Source organism: Oligella sp. HMSC09E12 (genome assembly GCF_001808505.1).
GTDB lineage: Bacteria > Pseudomonadota > Gammaproteobacteria > Burkholderiales > Burkholderiaceae_B > Oligella > Oligella urethralis.
The window spans coordinates 1-21,735 of sequence record NZ_KV793599.1 but is presented as its reverse complement, the minus strand read 5'-3'; the positions used below and the strand labels follow the sequence as shown (position 1 = coordinate 21,735).

The window sequence follows — 21,735 nt, the reverse complement described above, 5'->3', positions numbered from 1 at the left end:
AATCAAAGCCTCCCGGTTCCCGCCGGGAGCTTTGCTTATGTCTAAACACCATCTTCCAATAGCGCTACTGCTACTTATGATGTTGGGCTTGACGGCTTTTATCATCTGGCCGCAAGAGCGCTTAAAGATCAGTTTTCAAGATCAAACTTGCTATTTAAACGAATCTGAGTTTAGTTTGCGGTGGCGCCATTCGGTCGAGCTGCAGGATTGGCAAGAACACTATTACTTATCTTCCGGTCAATTATTGCTGGATGCTAGTTATCTGCAAACCTTTGGTGCTGGCACCCCTAGTGACGGTGAAACGATTGTAGCACCCGAAGGCTTTGTGGGATTACGAAGTCAGGTGATACTTCCGGCCTTGCATTGGATCGTGTCAGCAAATATGCAGGGTCGTATCATCAGCCCTCAAGGCAGCTGGGAGATCTACCGCTTAGTGCCTGATTACACCGAAATTACGATTGAACCCAAAAAAACCTTTCGCCCCTTTTTCTGGCTAGGAAAAAACTGTTATGACTATGGATACTTCTCAGACGACTACCGCGAGTAGTCAAACTATTCTGGAGAAATTTGACCGTGAATCGGTCACCCGTACCCCGAGTAGCCAAAGCATACGCTGGCTTATTACCGCGATTGCTGTTTTTTACTCTTTATTTCACCTCTATATGACCTTTAACCCCGTGCCTACACTGATTTTACGTTCAGTGCACGTGGCGGTGGGTGCAGCCTTAATCTTTTTACTCTACCCTCCAGCCAAAAAAAGTAGTCGTAGCAAGGTGGTCTGGTACGACTGGTTGTGGGTAGCAGCAGCTTTAGCGGGCATGTTTTATATCATCTCGCAATATCAAAATATCATGACCGTGCGCGGTGGCATCCCTAACACCACCGATATTGTGATGGCCATATTGACCGTGGTTGTGGTGTTAGAAACAGGACGCCGAATTACGGGCTGGATTTTACCGATTTTTGCGCTTATCTTCTTAAGCTACCCCTTTTATAGTCATATGAATTTTGTGCCAGATCGTCTGGCAACGCGTCTCTATGATTTAGGGGATATTTTTGGGCAGCTTTATTTAAAAACTGAGGGTCTTTATTCCACTGCCATCGGCGCTTCTGTGGATTTTATTTTCCTCTTTATTTTATTTGGAGCCTTTTTATCACGCTCTGGCATGGGGCAATTATTTAATGATTTAGCCCTGGCGCTTGCGGGTAGCCGTCAAGGTGGTCCCGCCAAGGTTGCGGTGATTTCTAGTGGCTTTATGGGAAGTATTAACGGCTCCGCAGTGGCTAACGTGGTGGGTACCGGTGCCTTTACCATTCCTTTAATGAAAAAAGTTGGGTATAGCCGCAACTTTGCTGGTGCGGTTGAAGCCAGCGCCTCTGTCGGTGGCCAAATTTTACCACCCATTATGGGGGCGAGTGCCTTTATTATGGCTGAAACCACCGGTGTGAAGTACAGCACCATTGCCTTAGCTGCTCTGATCCCGGCCCTCCTGTACTACTTTGGCGTGTTGGCACAAGTGCATTTCCGTGCCGGTAAGGACAATCTGCGCGGTGTACCTAAAGCAGATTTACCGCGCTTAAAAGAGGTGCTTATGGCGCGCGGTCATATGCTGCTACCCATTATTGCGCTGATTGTGATGTTAGCTCAATCAATTCCTATCGGCTATGCAGCAGCTTATACCATCGGCATTACGGTTGTGATTAGCTGGATTCGTCCCGAGACCCGAATGGGCTTCAAGGCGATTTTAGAGGCCCTTGAAGACGGTGCTAAGCAATCCCTCTCCGTGATGGCAGCGTGTGCGGTGGTGGGCATTGTCATCGGTGTCGTCAGCCTCACCAGCTTTGGTAATGTGATGACTTCGTTGATTGTGTCCATGGGTGCAGGCTCACTCTTTTTCACCCTGGTACTGACCATGTTTGCTTCCATGATTTTAGGTATGGGCTTACCCTCTATTCCAGCCTATATTATTACTGCAACCATGGTGGCGCCGGCCTTAGCGACCTTTAATGTACCAGTAATCGTGGCGCATTTATTTGTATTCTATTTCGGTATTTTTGCCAATATCACACCGCCGGTAGCCCTAGCCTCCTTTGCTGGGGCGGGTATTGCTGGGGGCGATCCAATGCGCACTGGCTTCTTATCATTGAAATTGGCCTTAGCCGGTTTTATCGTGCCCTTTATGTTTGTGTACAACCCAGACATGCTCATGATTGACACGCGCGATATTGCGGTCACGGCCCGTGAATTTGCACGCCCGCATTGGTTCAATATAGTCTCCGTGGCAGTAACTGCCTTTGCTGGGGTAATGGCATTATCTGCTGCACTAGAGGGCTACTTTAAGGCCCACCTTCCGAGCTGGCAGCGTTTGCCAATGGCGATCGGTGGTTTAATGCTGATTGTTCCCGAGACCTTGACGGATATTATCGGCTTAAGCATTGTGGTGGTGTTCTGCGCTCTCAATATTTTACAAGCTAGACGGGATAAAGCCGCCCTAGCGGCCTAATGCCTGCTATCGAGTAGGGTGAGGATGACGCCTCACTCTACTCCTCACTGTGGTGATGTTTTGACAGGTTGCTGATGAGTGAGATTAATCAACAACCCAAAAAAAAGCCGAATCTCTTCAGACTCGGCTTTAATCTCACACTTTTTAAATCACTTCTTACGCTGATCGGGTCTTAAAAAAACCAGACTGTCCTCGCTGGAAGAGGCCTCATCGTAGCTATAACCCTCTAAATTAAACTGCTTTAAGCCCTCAAGATCATCAATGCCATTTTCAATCGCATAACGACACATCAGACCACGCGCACGCTTGGCACTAAAACTGATGATTTTATAAGCACCGTCACGTTCCTCTTTAAAAACACATTGCACCACCGGGTACTTTAAGACGTCTTTTTTAACTGCTTTAAAGTACTCCTCTGACGCTAAATTAACGATCAGTGGATTTTTCTGCTCGGCAAGGCGTTGATTCAAATAGTCGGCGATTTGCTCATCCCAGAACTCATAAAGATTTTTACCCTTTGAGGTAGCTAAGCGCATACCCATTTCCAAGCGATAAGGGCGCATCAAATCCAAAGGTCGTAACACCCCATACAGACCACTTAGAATCACCACATGCTGATTAGTCCACGCCAATTGCTTTTGATTCAATGTCGACGCCTCTAAGCCCTCATACACATCGCCATTAAAGGCTAAAATGGCTTGACGCGAATTTGACTGATCAAAGCTCGGCTCCCACGCTTGATAACGCTCAACGTTAAGTGAGGCAAGACTGTCGCTAAGCTTCATCAAGTCGGCAATCTCCTGCTCCGACTTTGTTTTTAAGACCTCAATTAACTCCGTCGCTTGCGCTACAAAAAGTGGTTGTTCAAACTCATAATCCGCCGCCAAGGGACTGTCGTAATCCAATTTTTTAGCGGGTGAAAGTAAAAATAACATGCTCACTACTCCCTAATTCCTTAAGCCTGAGGCGTCAAACACTCCAAACCACCCATATAGGGTCTTAATACCTCCGGCACGATAATACTGCCGTCCGCCTGTTGATAATTTTCCATCACTGCCACTAAGGCACGCCCTACGGCCACACCGGAACCATTTAACGTGTGCACGAACTCATTTTTACCCTGACTTACACGGTAGCGAGCATTCATGCGGCGCGCTTGAAATGCCTCGGTATTCGAGCAAGAAGAGATCTCACGCCAGGTGTTTTGTGACGGTACCCAGACCTCAATATCATAGGTTTTCGCTGCACCAAAGCCCATATCACCGGTACACAAGGTAATCACACGATACGGTAGCTGCAATAACTGCAATACCTCCTCCGCATGCGAAGTCATCGCCTCCAAAGCCTCATAAGACTCATCAGGATGGACAATTTGTACCATCTCTACCTTGTCAAATTGGTGCTGACGAATCATTCCGCGCACATCACGCCCGCCACTACCCGCTTCGGAACGGAAACAAGGGCTGTGAGCGGTCAGCTTGATCGGTAACTCCGCCGCATCAAGAATCTCATCACGTGCAATATTTGTAAGGCTAATCTCAGAGGTTGAAATTAAAAACAGCTCCTCCTTGCTCTTACTGCCGTCCTCAGCCGCATCATCCTCACCACCTTTAGTTACCCAGAACATATCCTCTTTAAACTTAGGTAATTGACCGGTGCCGTACAAGGAAGCACTATTCACAATATACGGCGTGTAGCACTCGGTATAACCATGCTTTGAAGTGTGCAAATCCAACATAAACTGCGCTAAAGCACGATGTAAACGGGCAATACCGCCCTTTAAAAAGCTAAAGCGTGAGCCACTGATTTTGGCTGCCACTTCAAAGTCCATGCCAAGTGGCTTACCCAAATCAACGTGATCGAGTACAGTAAAGGGCAAGGCCTCGGGAAACACGCTCTCAGCCACGTAATCCTGCCCTGGGATCCAACGGCGAAGCTCGACATTATCCCCCTCATCGGCGCCGACTGGCACTGAGGCATGCGGAAGATTTGGGGTCGACATCAAGATCGCATTGAGCTCCTCTCGTAGTGCAGACAGCTCCTCTTCCATTGCCTTTAGCTGCTCCGGGATGGCCTTTGACTGTGCCATCAAGTCATCAGCATCCAAGCCTTGGGACTTGAGCTTACCAATCTCCTTGGCAAGGGCATTGCGACTGGCTTGCAATGTTTCGGTCTGTACCTGTAAGTCCTTGCGGCGCGCCTCTAAGTCATTAAAACGAGCCACATCAAAATCAACGCCTCTACGTGCTAAAGCGCTAACCACAGCATCTAAGTCTTTGCGTAATAATCCGAGATCGAGCATTTAATTGATATCCGAATAAAAAATAAATTATCTTAATTAATTGAACAGCCTTACATCATGGCATCAGTCTGTCTCACTGTATAAGTATAACAAGGCACAGCGCTGTTATTACTCGAATGAAACAATTCCACAAGTAATGAAAGGAAATTGAGTTCTTTATCCCTTATAATGGCAACACCTGCTTATTAAGGCATTCATGTAATTAAAAAGGTTTGAATTTATGCTTACACCCAGCGCAACTGAAGTACGACGTATTCGGATTTGGGATTTGCCCTTGCGCCTATTCCATTGGTCTTTTGCCGCCTGTGTTATCGGTGCCTTTATCACCGTTAAAACTGGCAATATGGAGTGGCATCTGCGCCTTGGTCTCGCTGCCCTCTGTCTTATTATTTTCCGTATTCTTTGGGGCTTTAGCGGCACCTACTATGCGCGCTTTACCCAGTTTATTAAGGGGCCCACGGCCATTATCGACTACTTAAAAAGTGGTCAAAAGGTCTTTGGTCACAATCCGCTCGGCGCCTTATCCGTGTTGGCCCTCTTGGGCTTATTCGGGCTCCAGGTAGTGAGCGGTTTATTTACCGGCGACGGTTATTTTTACCAAGGTCCTTTATATCGTCTGGCTGCTAAAGACATCAGAGAGCTGATGGCAAAAATACACCACAGCACCGAGCTTCTGATGATTTTATTAGTGGTACTCCATGTGGGTGCCGTGCTATTTTATCGCTTTATTAAAAAGCAGAATCTGATTACACCCATGATTACCGGTCAGGCTCAGCTCAGTAATGATGTGCCCACAGCCGCCGTACATGTAGAGCAAGGCCTTAGCATGTGGCTACGCTTTGTGCTTAACTTTGGCATTGCGGTGTTAATCACCTACTATATTGCAAATGGCTTATCCTTTTAGTTTTTAGCGCTCTCCACGCCCCTAGCGGGCTAAGGCAGGCGCTTTTTATAAAGGCAAAAACAAAGGCGACTCAATGATATGCGAGTCGCCTTTTGCTTAGTTAGCGCTGGATGGGATTAGACCGTTTTTTGGTATAAATCACCCGCAGCATAGAGTGCCGCCATCTCTTTTAACGACACGGGCTTGATTTTAGAGGCATTACCCGCGGTACCAAAGGCCTCGTAGCGCGCAATACAAATCTGCTTAGCCGCTTCACGCGCTGGCTTATTAAACTCACGAGGGTCAAATTTGGATGGATTTTCGTGAAGAAAACGACGAACTGCAGCTGTCATCGCCAAGCGAATATCGGTATCAATATTCACCTTGCGTACGCCATGCTTAATCGCCTCCTGAATCTCCTCAACCGGCACCCCGTAAGTCTCTTTCATATCACCACCGAACTCACGAATTTCAGCCAATAACTCCTGCGGCACGCTAGAACTACCGTGCATCACAAGGTGTGTATTGGGTAAGCGGGCGTGGATTTCCTTAATCCGCTGAATCGATAAAATATCACCCGTTGGCTTGCGGGTAAACTTATACGCACCGTGGCTAGTACCAATGGCAATGGCTAAAGCATCGACCTGAGTACGCTTAACAAAATCAGCCGCCTGATCCGGATCCGTCAATAACTGATCCAGGGTTAAGGTACCCTCGGCACCGTGACCGTCCTCCTTATCGCCTTGCATGGTTTCGAGCGAGCCTAACACGCCCAACTCACCCTCCACGCTAACACCGATCCGATGCGCCATTTCCACTACCTGGCGCGTCACATCAACGTTATACTCATAGTCAGCGACAGTCTTACCGTCGGCTTGGAGCGAACCGTCCATCATCACACTACTAAAGCCTAAATCAATGGCACCGCGACATACCTCCGGTGATTGACCGTGGTCCTGATGCATCACAATCGGAATCTCTGGATAAGCCTCAACCGCCGCTTCAATTAAATGCTTTAAAAAGGGCTCACCGGCGTACTTACGAGCACCGGCAGAGGCCTGCATAATCACCGGACTGTCGGTTTCTCTGGCTGCTTCCATAATGGCTTGCACCTGCTCTAAGTTGTTAACATTAAACGCAGGGATACCATAGCCATGCTCAGCAGCGTGATCCAATAATTGGCGCATTGAGACTAAAGCCATCAAACTCTCCTAAAATAGATTTAAATACTAATGATTCTTAATAGAGCAATTTTAACACGATGCTGACTCACACTTAGCTAAAGTGTGGCCTACACCTCATAACGACGATTGGCTAAGCAAGGCAAGGTTTGGCGCACCGCACGGATACGCTCCCGCGTCAGCGTCTGCACAATCACCCCCGGCTCCTCTGCTGCGCCTGCCAAGATCGCCCCCATCGGATCAATAATCATGCTTTGACCAGTATTTTTAGGTGCTGTTTGACCACAAGCCAAGACATAACAGGTATTTTCAATGGCACGCGCTTGGGATAAGGTCTGCCAATGCATTTCCTTATAAGGACCTGCTAACCATGCGGCACTTATGGATAGAATATCCGCACCCGCAATGGCTAATTTTCTGGATAATTCAGGAAAACGCAAATCATAACAATTGACTAAGCCGATATTAAACCCTTTAAGATTAAACAAACTCAGTTCGCGCTGATCCTCATACAGTGTCGCTGGCTGTACCTTGTCGGACTCCTTAAAACTAAAGGCATCGTATAAATGGATTTTGGTATAGCGTGTAATCAGCTGACCATCTGCCCCAATGGCAATCAGTTGATTAACGACTCGTGCATCATCGGCCTGCTCGGAGGGGCTTAAGACACCCACAATCACCGCAAAACCATGGTCTTGCGCTAATTGCTGCATAAACTCGATAAAGGCGGCAGAATGCCCCCCCGCTACAGCTTGCAAGGTTTCTAAATCAGAACTAAAAGCGCACATCGCTGCTTCTGGAAACACCACTAACTCAGCCTTTGCCTCCGCCGCTTGCCGACTTAAGTCCAAAATATACTGTTTATTTTGAACAATATCATTGCTACCTGGAAACTGCGCCACGGCGACGCGTAATTGCTCTTGACTCACCAACCCGTCTCCTTTTTACGATTAACATTAGAATGATTTATTATAGATCGCTCACTCGCTCATCACTAGTATGGATAAGCTCTAATGCCGGCAAGGCGAAAAAGGCTTCAGGAAATAACAACTCCCCACGAAAGCCCGGATAGGAAGTAAAGCGTGGTGTGAGTTGCTGTTGCAAGGCTGGCGGCAGCCCATCTCGAATAATGGTCGTACAATAGCGTGCGACATCGGTCTCACTCGCCCTTAAGCTAAAAGGCAATCCCAGACTATGCTCCACCGCTTGCACTAAGGCCGCTCGCTCATGACTAGCTAAACTTGATAGACGATATACGGCCCAATGCGTGGCCAATTCTGGACTCACAAACTCCGCCAAAGGCGAGCGTATCACCTGATTAAGTCGTGCTGGATCATCATCCGTTGTGGCATGAATAATCTCCACCTCCGGTGCCCCCTGCACCACCAGCCCGATATGTGAAAAGGCACTGCCGCTCAGTCGCTTAATCACGTAGCTTTCGTAAGCGGTACCACTACGAAAAATCAAATCCCCCGGCGCTAACTTCTCGGCAATCTGAGCTGCCACTGGTGGTTTAGACAATGCCACTGCCTCAGGTGAGTCGTCTTGTAACAGCAAGCAGCTTCCCACAAAAAGAAGGAGTCCTAACAGTATCAGGACTCCTTGCGGTAACGATTTTACTAAGCGCATCGGGACTAAAACCTAGGCCTACTTAGTCAAGATTCACCTTCCACGTCGAGCCATCTTTGATCAGATCGACGCGCTCTTCACGAGAACCCTCGGGACCATTCTTAAACGTTAACGCTAAACGCACATCTGCACGTTTACCACTCTCATCATGGCTGGACTCCAACACAGTTACGTTTTTAAGGCCGCCATATTGATCGGCTTGTTTTTTAGCATCATGTGCCGCCGCAGCCATCTTGCCCTTGACCATCTCTTCAATGCCTGGCTCTTTAAGCTCTTCGGCAGGGATGTAAATCATTTTTTGCACTTTATCGCCTTGGCCGTTGTACATCGCCTCGATAAATTCAATGGCCGTTTTTTCATAGGGCTTGCTTGAGCCGCCACACGCAGTTAAGAAAAAACCAAACGACAACGCAAAAACAAAAACTAACCACTTCTTCATATACCCTTCTCCTCATTAATAACTAATAAAAAACTATATCAGAATATACTTAAACACCCCAACTGTCAATGCAGGCAAGACTATCGCACGGTAATTCTGACCTGATCTAAGAGCTCGCCCTGAGCATCTTTTAAACGAATAATATGACTACCGCGACGGAGCGACCAAAAATACTCACTGCCCTGGCCCAGCGTCAGCTCCCCAAGCTGCCACTGCAAAGCAGACGCGCGGGCATCATGCTCGGCAATCGAGGCCTTTAACAATAGCTTTTGAGAAGATGCCGGTATTTCAGGATCAATGGCTAGGATACTGCCATTAATCGGTCGTTCAATGGTGATCGGAGCGAGTGCATCCGGCGCTAAACTGCTCAGGGCGACAACCTCAGTCATGGCGGTGCCATCAATAAAAAACTCCTCACGCTCAGCCTCTGCCACCCCTACAAAATGTACCTTTTCTGTGACGATAGTGCTTGGTTTTGTTGGCGCTGAGGAGCGCTGATGTTGATGCAAATAGGCCATGACATCGTACCAAATCGGTCCAGCGCCACTGACCCCATAGACATTTTGCATACTGCGACCGTCACTATTACCGACCCAAACGCCCACGGTATAATCGGCCGACCAACCAATGGTCCAATTATCGCGCATATCCTTACTGGTACCGGTCTTCACTGCGGTCCAGAACGGTGTGCTCAGTACATTATCCAAACCGAAGGTATAAGCACGCGCCTGACGGTCGGCGAGCATATCCCCAATAATCCACGCAGCCTCCGGCGAAAAAACCGCCACCGGCTCAGCCGTCGCAGCTTCCGCCTGATTCCACCAGACCGAACTATAAACACCCTGATTCGCTAAGCTTCGATAGGCATTAGTTAAACTCAGTAAGTCCATATCCGCACTGCCTAAAGCCAAGCTATAGCCGTAAAACTCACTATCCTGATGCAAAGGCAAATGCAAGGTCTTGAGTTTTTTATAAAATGGCTCTACCCCTAATAGTACAATCGCTCTCACGGCTGGAATGTTTAGCGATGAGGCCAGCGCCGTACGCAGCGTCACCCAACCGGCATAATTACGATCATGGTTCTGCGGGATATATAAGCCCTCACCGGCTAATAAATTAATCGGTGAATCATGTAATAAAGACGCTGCCGTCAAGCGCTTTTCATCCAATAGTTGTGCATATAAAAAGGGCTTTAGCGTGGATGCCACCTGCCGCGGCGCCCGCACATGGTCCACCTCTGGCGCTGCACTTAATTGTGCGGAGGAGCCCACATAGGCAAGAATAGCCCCGCTCGCATTATCTAAGACCAGCACCGCGGCGTCCTGCACCGTGGCATCACGAATCTCACTAAGATGATGCTGTAAAATCTCATTGACCCGCCGTTGCAATGCCGCATCTAGACTGGTGTGGACGCGTTGTTGCTGCTGCTGATTAGCCCATTGCCGGGCGTAACGTGCCAAATGCGGAGCATGCTGCGGTCGATCCAAGGTTTGCGGATGGGGTAAGCGCAAATAGTAATTAACAAAATGCGCCAGCCCCTGACAAGCTGCAGGCTCAGCCATTTTTTTCAATAACTCACAGCTTCGTTCTGTCAAACGCTCAGCTGAGGCATTAGGTGCTCTGATCATCACCGCTAGAAGCGCTGCTTCACGTGGGTTTAAACCAAAGGCATACTTTCCATAAAAGCTTTCTGCGGCGGCGGCAATCCCCACCAGCTCACCCCTGAACGGTAATCGATTCACATAGGCTTCAAGAATTTCCTGCTTCGTCCAATGCCGCTCAAGTGCTAGCGCTGTGGCCATTTGCTGCCATTTTTGGCGATAACTACGTAGCGTATTCGTTTGCAATTCGGGGTTCAACATGGCTGCCAATTGCATGGAAATACTGGAGGCTCCACCACGCCCCACGCCACTCGTGTCAGCATTGTTGAGTGCTAAAGCTCGACTCAGGCGTTGCCGCAAATGCGCTTGAGTGGCATTGACTAAAGCGAGCCAGTCCACGCCACCATGCTGATAAAAGCGCTTATCCTCCGATTGAATCAGCGCCTTAATAAAGGCCTGAGACACCTCATCTAAGGACAGCCACTCACCCTGTCGCTTGCTGAAATCCTGACGGATACGATCTAGGACCAGGCCCTGCCGATCTAAGACTTCCACATACGAGGATGAGGTTGCCGCTTTGACTTCAGCCAAGCTTGGAAGCTGCGGTGGTGCGGAATAATACAAGGCGATGCGTAGTGCTAATAGCGCTAAAACTAAGAGCAGCGCTAGGCTCAGCAAGCCATAAAGCAGCTTGCCCCAGCCACGCTTCGTCACCCCCGCTTTCATACTACTTTGCTTCTACCTTAAAAGGCTCAGGACTCGGTAATTCACCATAGACGTCTGGGCTATACAATGCCTCAACACGACTAGGGGGTAGCTTAAAATGACCGCTGTGATTCAGTCTCACCGTATATGAAAGCTCCGTTTCACCCTGATCCAGATAGGCGTAATAAGCACGATAACTATCATTCATTCGCTCCACAAAGCTCGGTGTCGCCTGCCAAACAGTATCTGGCTGAGTCTTGCCACCCGCCTTTTGAGCCGCTGCCTGCGCCGACTGCTGCTGTAGAATCTGGCTATCACGGCCTAGACCTGAACCCAGGATCGTCGCCCCACTCGGAATCGGATCATTGAGCACCACCCAAGTCATCGGTGCATGCGCATGAATTTTAAGATTCACACGATAAACATCCCCCTGGAACCAGTGCGGTGGATGCTTTTGCACGACCGGTATGACCTCACGCTCTAAACGGTAACCGGCATACTTAGGTGCGTCAAGGGGTACCGCGGCATGTGTCGTCACATTGACCCAGAGCTTACCCTCACCCTCAAAATCCAGTTTAAGTTGACTCTCACCCGCGCTAGGCCAAGCCATCATTGGCAAGCTCACACCCTGTTGCTGCTTAAAGGTGTCCGGCTTAATCTCAGTACTAAGAGTATGTGCTGACGCGGTTGGCGCCACACTACGTAAACTAGCCGTAAATTTGGCTGATTGCAAGGGCTGATCAAAATGCTTCGCATACTGTTGCAGGGCTAAGTTAGCATAGGTATTACTCACCGTGGTGCCCCAATGACCCTGACGTTGCAGACTATTAAGACCGTTTAATAAATACGGTACTTCTGCAGACCATGCTGGATCCTCAACTGCCAAAAAGAGCAATTTCGCTAAATTAGCCTCGCGACTAAACATCGTCCACCAGGTATTTGTCAACTCATTGGCTGGTGGCACTAATAACTGGCCCTCACGACTTAAGAGGCTTAGTAAATTGACCTTGGCGGCTTTTGCGATCTCAGTCATTGTTGGATCATCAAAGGCCTGACTAATGGCTAACCAATGCAACCAGTCGCTCATATTCCAGCTATCGTATTGATCGTAAAATGAGGCCGCGGTGCGGGCCGACACCTGGCCATAGGCCACTAGGGTAGCTAAGGCGGCTAAACGTTCACTTTGACGCCATGATGGCTGCGCATAGCTATCTGATACGCGCCCCTCAAACGCGGCCACCAAGGCGCTTAAAATACGCTCTTGATGCGCTTGTGGAATATCAAAATTTAAACCAATACGCTTGGCATGCACGGATAAATTCAATAAATAGGCGCTTAAACTAATACTGCCTTTGAGCCTAGGTGCCGGGAAAAATCTCACGAGACCCTGAGCATCTAGATGTTGCGGCAAATCCAACATTAATTTTTCCCAAGCCTCTGCATCCGCTAAACCCACCGCCACAGCAGCCAATTGCTCATAACAAGTATAGGGATAATCGCTGAACCATTGAGTCAGTGCTTGGCTAGGACTCAATAAACTATCACGCAACAAGAGTGAAATCCCACCAATTGGCTTGCCGTCAATGTTAAGCGCTCGGTCTGGGAGCGCAAGCGACAGCGTTTGTGAGGACTTATCGCCCTCCAAAGCCACTAAGGTGGATTGACGCACGCTCACTGGTACTAAGGGTTTAAGCTGTTGCGTGACGCTCAAGCTATCGCGCAATGCGGTTGCCTGCTTCGCCTTGGAGGTTTTTTGCAAGGCATAAAACTCCCAACGAATGGTTTGCGTGGAGGCCATAGCGGCTTGATCCGCAGTATCGGCCAAGGCATACGGCGCCACCTGCTCTAAACTCACGGGCCAAGTCACGGTGGTAGATTGCTGTGCCGGGAGCTTTACTTTTTGCTGCTTAAGCTCCGTTGTGAAGGCGCCGCTACTACGACCGCCAACCAGCACCACCAGATTCTGATCGGTGCTATTACGTAAACTTAGACTAAGATCATAACTATCCTCGGCACGCAACACCTCCGGGATACCTGCGATAAGTTGTAGATCCTTACTGCTACTAAACTCTGCGCTCGCCTCAGCAAAGCGATCGACCCCATAATCACCGACAGCCATCACTTTAAAACGAGAAATACTGTCATTTAAAAGGATAGGAATCGTCGCCTCACCATTCACATCCAATTCAATCGCTGGCTCCCACAAGAGGAGCGTATCAAAGAGCTCACGGGTACCGGCACGCTTAGCCAAGTCCGCAGCAGCACCGCCAGCTGGCACAGCCTTACGGCCATAATGACGACGCCCTACCACTTCCGATTGCGCGGTGGCCGTGGTCACGCCATAGCCGCGCTCACGTCGCATGGCTTTAATAATGTTGGCACTGCGATTTTCCGCTAATTCTAATAAGGCCTCGTCCACCACAGCCAAAGCAACGGTCGCTCTTGAGGCGGGCGTACCATCGGCTAAGGTCGCTTTAATTTTGGCGGTCGCGACTTCTCTTAATTGGTAGCTACTACGATCTAAATTAAGCTCAAGCCTAAATTGCTTGTCCGGATTCGTGACCTTAAGTTCAGTCAAACCGAAACGGAAACTCGGCTTATTCAAATCAATCAACACCGGATTAGGCACTTTTTCGGCACCCTCCTCTGGTGTGATACGCCCCCGCACGGCAAGCACTGAGACATAGACATTAGGGTACCAACTATCCTCAATCTCCAGACGAATATTAGGATCCTCGGCCGTGAGCTCATGCAACTGCGTGGTTAAAATACCGGCACGCTCCACTGCCACCAAGGCCGTGGCTTTACGGAACGGCATACGCACCGTCAGAATCGCTGTGTCGCCTACTTGATAGTCTTTTTTATCACTGACAATATCAATCCGATCGTGATCGGCGGCGCCTAACCAAGCCCAATCACTAAAATAAGCGATTGCCGTATTGCTTACGGTGACCTTGTGCTGATCTTGGCTGCTTACTTTAAACAGCATACGCCCTTTAAATTGCTGATTCAATTCACAGGTGAACTTACCAGAGGCATCTGTTTTGCCCTCACACACCTGACCGAGATTATGCTTACGCCACGTACTATCGTAGCTATAAAAACCGCCCACTAAGCGCTTGCGCACAGCATAATAGATCTCTTGCGAAGCTTCAACCGTAAAGGGGTGATGCGCTAAAGGCTGCCCTTGTGCATTGACGAGTACCAAATCAATTTTGCTCGATTGAGCGCCTTGGTCAAACTCGGTCACTTTCATCCCAATCACTAAATCCGCTGGCAAGATGGTCTGCCTTTGCTGCAGGGTCTGAAGCTCACCATTTGGATCCATAAACGACGTTTCTACGCGCACCATTGAGGCCCCTTGAATCGACGGCAATTGCGTAAGCGCCAAACGCCCTCTCCCCTCAGCATCCACGCTTAACGGTGCCTGCTTTAAAAAGATACGGGGCGCCGCATCTGAAGCTTCAGCATCAGATGTGCTTGAGCCAGGCACATCGGCGGCAAATTGATATTCCGGATAGGCAGCAAATTGCGGACGCCACGCACTCATCATCGCTGACACAGACGTATCCCAATTAGACGCTGCGCCACCGCTAATATAATTTAACTGTAAATCCACATCCAAGCGTTTAGGGGCGACTAGCGGTGTCTGACCGTCACTGCTAAGCTGCATCGCTCCCTTTAAAAACGGCACTTTAAACTGCTCAACCCTAAAGCCCTCTTCGCTTTGTAAGACCTCCTTGCCTTGACGTAAGTAACTTAAGGTGTAATGACCCAATTTAGCGTTTTGAGGTAAGGTCCAATCCGTCGTCGCCCCCAAACCACCGCTCGCTGTCGGCAACCACGTCACCTCAAGCTCATAACTATCCCCACTGGCAGCATGACTGATACGAATCTGATCCGGCAGCTCACTAGCTCGGGGCAAGGCGAGACCGTGCTTATCCAACACGCGCAAATAATGCTTAATGGATACCGTTTCACCTTTTTTATACAGCGGGCGGTCAAAGAAACTATGCTCAACCAAGCGACCACTATCAGAATCACCATACAGGTAATTATCAAGATTAAAACGCCACGGCTCAATGCCATCGGTCCAACGGCTCAAGGCAAAGCTATACTGCGGCACACCTAAGGCCGCCGGATGATCGGCTGCGACCCTAGCAGACACAAAATAATCACCGACCTCAGCATACTGACAAGTCGCTGCTTCAGCTAAAGGACGATTTAGATAAAGTCGACCTGCCTCATCGGTGGTGCCCTTATGTAAAGGCTTGGCATTACAGTCCGAAATCGTGATATCTGCCCTAGCTACCGGCTCACCGCTATCCAGCCGAGTAACCCACACCAGAAAGTCCTCGGAACTATACTTCATATGCACGGCCAGATTGGTAATTAAGGCGGTGCTGCGCACATACATGGTGTCATTCCCAGCAGCCAACAAGGATGCGGCTAGGGTCGGCGATTGTAATTCCAATACATAAAAACCACTTTGATGCAGTGGCACCCCCACAAGCTCGGCAGCCGACTCTGTACTTGCTGACAGAGGCGGTAATTCGAGTCGAGCCCGTTGCGCTGTCTCTGCCCCAAAAATCGACACAGCACGGGTATCAATCAGCTCAGACGCTTCACCTTCCTCCCAACGGACTTCCTTACGGTCAGCCATCATATCTGCTAAGGCAGTGGCATCAACCTGATTTTCATCCAAGCGAGAAAAACGCCGCATCCAACGCATCACCTCTGCATCATCCGTGACCACGACGCTCTCCAGTAAACTTGCTCCCGCTGCCTGGTCCGCACCCAAACGACGCTGAGCAATCGGAATGATTGCCTCTGCTTTGTCGTCTCCGCTTAAGAGCTCATAAATACCAAAAGCCTGCTTGGCAAACTTAGCTAAGGGTGGTAATTCATCCAAACTAAAAGGCTGTTGCAGACTATCCCGATTACTTAGCTCACGCTGCACATCATCACTAAAATCATCAGGAATTAGCAATTGCAGCTCGGCCTTTTCTGGGAATGGGCCTTTGAAGACTATCGAATCATTAAGATTCGACTGATAACCATCCTCATTAACTGACGGCTGGTGCAACTCACCATTTACCCGCAAGCGCAGTTGAGCTAAGCGCTCAGCCTCCACCAGTGAACTAAAACTCACCCGAATATCTGACAATGGTAAACAAGGCGCACTTTCAGCTAAGCGCTGACAAGATAACTTGCCATCAAAAGGTGCTCTCACCTGATAATCAAAGCGTTTCGTTTGTGCCAAACGATGACCGGAGTCCGTACGTAAATCCGCCTCTACCACCACCGCCACGGCAGCAGAGCTGGGTAATTGACGACCACAATGCACTACACGGGTCCAGTCAGGATTACGTCGCGACCAAGTGGCCTCCAAATAGCGCTTACTGGCTGTGCTATCTAACACCCGCAAGGGTAAGCGCTCACCGACCCCCTCCACAGCGCAATAGCCGTGTTGGCGTAGTTGCTCACTCGAGACTCGATCGTTAAAACTTAAAATAAAATGCTGATCCTCACTAATGTTTTCGCTATCCGGCCAAGGATTAGCACTCAGCGTTAATTTACCGGCGCTGAACTTATACTCCAACTCCTCTAAAGGCGTGCCATTTACATCCTGAAAATTAGGATTACTGCGTATTAAACAACTGTTGGGTTCACTGATGGGCTGCTCAAAATCATACTGCCAAACACGGTCATCCACCCATTTACCAGTACCTGCGACCTCACCCTGCTGACATTGAATAAAAAAAGGATTGACCGCCTCTGACCCCAAGCTCACCACCGCTTGCGTAAAACTAATGCGCACCAAATCCGCACGCACCACCTCTCCTCTAGGCGTTACCGAGTCCACCGTGGGTGCTTCAGCGGCAATGGCTAGGCTACTCGTAGCGGCAGTCATGAGCGTAAATGTAAATAGACTCAAAGGACGATAGAGCGACTTAAGGCGTAGCGGCATAACTGCTCCCGGGTAAAAGAATGAATTTTATAAATTTATAGCATAAAAAAATGACTATTTAAGGTACGCAAACGGGTGGTGCTGATTTCTTTCACAACAAGCTAATTAGGCGCTTAGCACTGCGGCGTTAGCGACCTAAACAGCATCTGCAAGAACTCATTGAGTGCGATTGACACGGAGTCAGGACCCTAAGTAATTTTGCCAAAACGCATGCTTGATGGTACATTAACAAGCTTCTGTCAATACCAGCGGCTTGATTAACTGTGTCCATCGACGTTAATACTAGCAATATCCTCAATTTTTTTAACCTCATTTTGATGGTACGGTAATGAGTGGCTCATGTCTGAAATAATTAGGAGGTAATACATGAATACATGGAATAGACGACGTTTTATCAAGACTTCAGCCTTAACGGGCACAGCGATTGCTTTGGCCAGCAGTCCTTTAGCGGTATTAGCTCAAAGTAGAGCGATTAATTATGGCGGTTCGGCCTGGTTAGGTCATTATCCTGCGTATTTAGCCATTGAAAACGGTCAATTTGCTGAAGCTGACCTAAAGGTCGGTTGGGAGTTCTTTGGCACCTCATCTGGCCGTATGAGCGCTTTGATGAGTGGCGATATTAATGTAGCAGGCACCGGTGTAGTTTCAGCCATTGCCTTAATGGCTCAAGGCGTAGAGCGCTTTTATGTGATCGGTGTACCTGATAACTTTGGTCGTGTTGAGGGACTGTTTGCACTTGAAGGGATCGAGTCGATTAATGATCTTAAGGGTAAAACCATTGGTACTACCTTCGCCTCCAGTGCGCACACCTTGGTGTTAGACCTGATGGCACAAAATGGTCTTACGGAGCGTGATATTAATGTAATTAATATCCCTGCCCCTGAGATTCCGGCAGCCATCAAGGCAAAACAAATTGATGCGTGTGCCACATGGACGCCGTATTTTAATACCGTGGCTAGCTTACCAGGGGTCAAGCTGATTGCCGACGATACTGACTTTAGTCTCTTTAAGGACTACGGCGTTACACCAGGCCCTGATGTCTTAGTGGTGAGCAAGCGTTTTGCTGATCGTAACCCTGACATTGTCAAGGATTTCGCCAAAGTTTATTTTGCTGCTGCTGAGTCACTGGGCAAGGATCCTGAGGCTGCCGTTGAGGTACTGACTAAGCTGACGCAAATGTCCGCCGACGAGCAGCTACAAACCATTAAAGACGCAGACTGGTACAACTTCGAGCAACAACAAGCGATGATTGGCGCCGATAGTAAGTTCGTCGAGGGTCTACAAAAACTTGCCGATATGTTGGTTGAGTATGGTCAGATCGATAAATCACCAGAGGTTAAAAACTGGATCAAAAACGACTTTATTCGCTAAGTCCTAAGTTTTTAATGCCTCATCACCTTGAACAGCGATCCTCTGTGCTCGCTGTTCAGTTCCTTTAGTCTGAAAACAGGACCTCGTATGAACAACGCTCGTTCAGAAAAGTATTCATTATTTATGATTAGCACCTTGTCCGTGCTTATTTTTGTTAGTGTCTGGGAGCTATCGACACGTCTAGGTCTGATTGATCCCATCTTTTTACCCGCGCCCAGTGATGTGTTTCAACGCGCTGTTCGCACCTTAGAAAACGGCACCTTAGTTGCCAACGTCTTGGCCTCTACCCGCCGCGTGATGATTGGTTTCTTAATGTCAGTGGCGGTATCCGTACCACTCGGGTTGGTGCTAGGTAGCTCGCGCCGTGCCTGCGCTGTCTTTGATCCCATTATTTCCTTATTGCGCCCCCTACCCTCAATGAGCTGGATTCCCTTATCCTTATTATGGTTTGGTATTACAGAAACTCAAAAATACAGCATCGTCTTTATGGGTACCATTGCCCCCGCCTTACTTTATGTGATTGATGCGACCCGTAATGTGGATAAGGTACTTATCCAGGCAGCACGTAATATGGGTGCATCACATTATCAAGTGATGCGACACGTGATTTTACCCGCCAGTCTGTCACAAATCATTATTGGCTTTAAAATTATTCTTGGTTTAGCCTGGACCTGTGTTATTTCTGCCGAGCTGATTGCCGCCAAAGAGGGCTTAGGCTTTATGATCATGAATGGTAAGGAGTTTTTCCAAACTGATACCGTGGTATTAGGTATGGTCATGATCAGTCTCACGGTGTTGATTATTGATGCACTACTGCGTCGTATCGAAAAACGAGTCTTAGCCTGGAAGTAAAGAGAGAATCTTATGATTAAAATCAACAATGTGACCAAGCGATTTGGCGATCTCGTCGTACTTAAAGACTTGGATTTACATATCAAGGAGGGCGAATTTGTCGTACTGCTCGGTGCCTCAGGTTGCGGCAAATCGACCCTATTAAATCTGATTGCGGGCTTTGAGCAGCCCAGTGAGGGCACGGTGATGGTCAATGATCGTCTCATTACGGATGTCGATCCAGGCAGTGGCATGGTGTTCCAGCAATATGCCCTCTTCCCATGGCAAACCGTGATGCAAAATGTCGCCTTTGGCTTAAAGCTCAAGGGGGTACCCAAGGCAGCGCGTGAAGAGCGGGCGCAGCACTATATTAATAGGGTGGGTTTAGCAGGCTTTGAGAACTCATACCCCAAGGAGTTATCAGGCGGTATGCGTCAACGGGTAGCCATTGCGCGGGTGCTGGCGAATGACACTGATGTGATTCTCTTGGATGAGCCCTTTGCCGCACTGGATGCGATGACCCGCCAGGTCTTACAAGAGCAATTGGTTAAAATCTACGAGGCTAACCATAAGACCATTGTGTTTATTACGCACTCCATTGATGAGGCCTTATTACTATCTACTCGGATGATTGTCTTAGGCGCTAAGCCAGGTCGAATTGTCAAAGATATAGAAAACGACCTACCTCATCCCCGCAATGCCAAGGTTCAACTATCTCAGCGCTACAATGATATTAAAACCGAGGTGTGGGATGTAGTACAAGAAGAAGTGATGAAAGGGCTTGAGAGCAAAAACTAGCCTTGTTTTTAATTTTGATTGGAGTCAATGAATCCATGTCATCCACTGAGATATTTCCATCCTACGCTACCGTATCGGGTTGGAATGCGGTATTAGCACCGCGCGCCATTGCTGCACCCCCATCGTCACGGAAGAAGTTTGATTTTATTATTATAGGGGCGGGTTACACAGGCTTAGCTGCAGCACGCCAATTGGCGCTATTAAAGCCCGAACTTGAAATATTGGTACTTGAGGGATCCGTCGTGGGCGAAGGCTCCTCAGGACGTAACTCTGGCTTTTTAATTAATGTGCCGCACAACACCAAAATGTCCGGCCATGATGCGGATGCGGATTTTGCCAAAAAGCAAATTGCCATTCTCAATAAGGGTAAAGCATGGCTGAAATCACTGATTGATGAGCATGGCATTGACTGTGCTTGGAGTGATATTGGTAAATATCACGGTGCGGCGACGGTCAAGGGTGAGCGCGGTCTGCGTCAATTAGCCGATGATTTACGCCAATGGGGCCTGCCCTGCAAGTTATTGAATAAGGAGGAGCTGGAATATCATATTGGCTCGCCTTATTATCGCTTTGGCTTATACTCAGACACTAATGTACTGGTTCAGCCCGCCGCCTTAATTCGGGGCTTAGCCGATTCATTACCCGCTAACGTCACTTTAGCAGAGCGTTGTCCAGCCAGTAGCATTGAGTATAAAAAGGGGGAGTACACGGTTCGCACCTTAACCCATAACTACAAGAGTAATGCCATTATTCTAGCCAATAACGGTTTTGCCAAGCACTTTGGTTATTTAAAAGACCGCCTCATCACCATTTATACCTACGCCGGTATGACGGGGCAATTAGATGATGAGCAGCTGAACACCCTAGGCGCTGACAAGGAATGGGGCTTGATTCCGGCCAATCGGCTTGGCACGACCTTACGTCTCAGCCAAGATCGCCGTTTCTTAGTGCGCACCGAGTACTCCTACGAGCGTCCAGAGAATTTATTCAAGGTTAAAGAAATTCTCCTTAAAAGTATTCGACATCGCTACCCACAGTTTGAAGGCTATGAATTCGAACATGTGTGGGGCGGCGTGACAGCCTTGACGCGCAATGGCGCGGTGTACTTTGGTCAGCTAGGTCCGAATATCTTTGCCTCAGTTGGTTGTAATGGCGCCGGCGTACTCAAGGGCTCGATTTATGGCAAATTATTAGCCGAGTCGATTTTAGGCATTGATTCGGAGGAATTGCACACGGTGGTTAGTTTGGATAAACCAAGCTGGTTACCTCCGGAGCCACTGCGCAAGGTGGTTGTGGGCGCTGCGATTAATCGCTTTAGACGCATTGCGGGTTTAGAGCGTTAAACGAGAGCCTTATAACACCTATGTGACGACTAAGGCCCGCTTGCCGCGATAACGTCAGCAGGCCTTTTATGAGTAAAACTGTTTGTTAACGGCACTACTTCACACGTCGACGACGCCACGCGACCACTCGGCTTAATATGTAGCCCCCCTTTTTAGTAGCAATTTTAGGTAGAAACA

The 21,735-nt window shown here is 48.6% G+C and carries 15 protein-coding genes; 7 read left to right on the top strand and 8 right to left on the bottom strand.

Annotation, left to right across the window (positions count from 1 at the left end; all coding sequences use genetic code 11):
• Window positions 1-37: 37 nt before the first annotated feature.
• Both HMPREF3179_RS08775 and HMPREF3179_RS08770 read left to right on the top strand, forming a co-directional pair.
• The gene (locus tag HMPREF3179_RS08775; RefSeq protein WP_246823830.1) at window positions 38-547 is read left to right on the top strand and encodes a DUF1850 domain-containing protein; all 510 of its coding nucleotides are present in this window, start codon (window positions 38-40) and stop codon (window positions 545-547) included.
• The gene (locus HMPREF3179_RS08770; protein ID WP_070470761.1) at window positions 510-2,504 is read left to right on the top strand and encodes a TRAP transporter permease; all 1,995 of its coding nucleotides are present in this window, start codon (window positions 510-512) and stop codon (window positions 2,502-2,504) included. The genes HMPREF3179_RS08775 and HMPREF3179_RS08770 overlap by 38 nt, the downstream gene beginning before the upstream one ends.
• Before the next feature lie 149 nt (window positions 2,505-2,653).
• Here the strand turns inward: HMPREF3179_RS08770 and yaaA are convergent, their stop codons facing one another.
• Both yaaA and serS read right to left on the bottom strand, forming a co-directional pair.
• Window positions 2,654-3,439: a peroxide stress protein YaaA gene (yaaA, locus tag HMPREF3179_RS08765; protein WP_070470759.1), complete on the bottom strand. Its 786-nt coding sequence runs from the start codon at window positions 3,437-3,439 to the stop codon at window positions 2,654-2,656.
• Between the two features lie 20 nt (window positions 3,440-3,459).
• A complete protein-coding gene (gene serS / locus HMPREF3179_RS08760; protein WP_070470756.1) occupies window positions 3,460-4,806 on the bottom strand; it encodes a serine--tRNA ligase in 1,347 nt (448 codons plus the stop codon).
• Window positions 4,807-5,026: 220 nt separating this feature from the next.
• Here serS and HMPREF3179_RS08755 point away from each other — a divergent pair, with 220 nt between their 5' ends.
• Window positions 5,027-5,710 carry a cytochrome b/b6 domain-containing protein gene (locus HMPREF3179_RS08755; protein ID WP_070470754.1) on the top strand — a complete coding sequence of 228 codons (684 nt, stop codon included), beginning with the start codon at window positions 5,027-5,029 and terminating at the stop codon, window positions 5,708-5,710.
• Between the two features lie 116 nt (window positions 5,711-5,826).
• On the opposite strand, the gene fba is transcribed toward HMPREF3179_RS08755, so the two are convergent.
• The 6 genes from fba to HMPREF3179_RS08725 all read right to left on the bottom strand — a co-directional run bounded on the left by fba (window position 5,827) and on the right by HMPREF3179_RS08725 (window position 17,215).
• Window positions 5,827-6,891, bottom strand: a complete 1,065-nt coding sequence (fba, locus tag HMPREF3179_RS08750) for a class II fructose-bisphosphate aldolase (protein WP_018026440.1) — start codon at window positions 6,889-6,891, stop codon at window positions 5,827-5,829.
• An 89-nt stretch (window positions 6,892-6,980) separates the two neighbouring features.
• Window positions 6,981-7,799, bottom strand: a complete 819-nt coding sequence (locus tag HMPREF3179_RS08745; RefSeq protein ID WP_070470814.1) for a carbon-nitrogen hydrolase family protein — start codon at window positions 7,797-7,799, stop codon at window positions 6,981-6,983.
• Between the two features lie 40 nt (window positions 7,800-7,839).
• A complete protein-coding gene (locus HMPREF3179_RS08740; protein WP_083290740.1) occupies window positions 7,840-8,499 on the bottom strand; it encodes a YiiX/YebB-like N1pC/P60 family cysteine hydrolase in 660 nt (219 codons plus the stop codon).
• A gap of 22 nt (window positions 8,500-8,521) precedes the next feature.
• The gene (locus HMPREF3179_RS08735; protein WP_048767264.1) at window positions 8,522-8,938 is read right to left on the bottom strand and encodes a DUF4878 domain-containing protein; all 417 of its coding nucleotides are present in this window, start codon (window positions 8,936-8,938) and stop codon (window positions 8,522-8,524) included.
• Between the two features lie 80 nt (window positions 8,939-9,018).
• Window positions 9,019-11,265: a penicillin-binding protein 1C gene (gene pbpC / locus HMPREF3179_RS08730; protein ID WP_083290739.1), complete on the bottom strand. Its 2,247-nt coding sequence runs from the start codon at window positions 11,263-11,265 to the stop codon at window positions 9,019-9,021.
• Window position 11,266: 1 nt separating this feature from the next.
• Window positions 11,267-17,215, bottom strand: a complete 5,949-nt coding sequence (locus HMPREF3179_RS08725) for an alpha-2-macroglobulin family protein (protein WP_070470752.1) — start codon at window positions 17,213-17,215, stop codon at window positions 11,267-11,269.
• A 366-nt stretch (window positions 17,216-17,581) separates the two neighbouring features.
• Here HMPREF3179_RS08725 and HMPREF3179_RS08720 point away from each other — a divergent pair, with 366 nt between their 5' ends.
• The 4 genes from HMPREF3179_RS08720 to HMPREF3179_RS08705 all read left to right on the top strand — a co-directional run bounded on the left by HMPREF3179_RS08720 (window position 17,582) and on the right by HMPREF3179_RS08705 (window position 21,558).
• Complete coding sequence (locus HMPREF3179_RS08720; RefSeq protein WP_070470750.1) at window positions 17,582-18,586, top strand: ABC transporter substrate-binding protein; 1,005 nt, start codon at window positions 17,582-17,584, stop codon at window positions 18,584-18,586.
• Window positions 18,587-18,673: 87 nt separating this feature from the next.
• Window positions 18,674-19,438: an ABC transporter permease gene (locus HMPREF3179_RS08715; protein ID WP_070470748.1), complete on the top strand. Its 765-nt coding sequence runs from the start codon at window positions 18,674-18,676 to the stop codon at window positions 19,436-19,438.
• A gap of 12 nt (window positions 19,439-19,450) precedes the next feature.
• The gene (locus HMPREF3179_RS08710; RefSeq protein ID WP_070470747.1) at window positions 19,451-20,215 is read left to right on the top strand and encodes an ABC transporter ATP-binding protein; all 765 of its coding nucleotides are present in this window, start codon (window positions 19,451-19,453) and stop codon (window positions 20,213-20,215) included.
• Window positions 20,216-20,250: 35 nt separating this feature from the next.
• Window positions 20,251-21,558, top strand: a complete 1,308-nt coding sequence (locus HMPREF3179_RS08705) for an NAD(P)/FAD-dependent oxidoreductase (RefSeq protein WP_036558929.1) — start codon at window positions 20,251-20,253, stop codon at window positions 21,556-21,558.
• The last annotated feature ends 177 nt before the right edge of the window (window positions 21,559-21,735 follow it).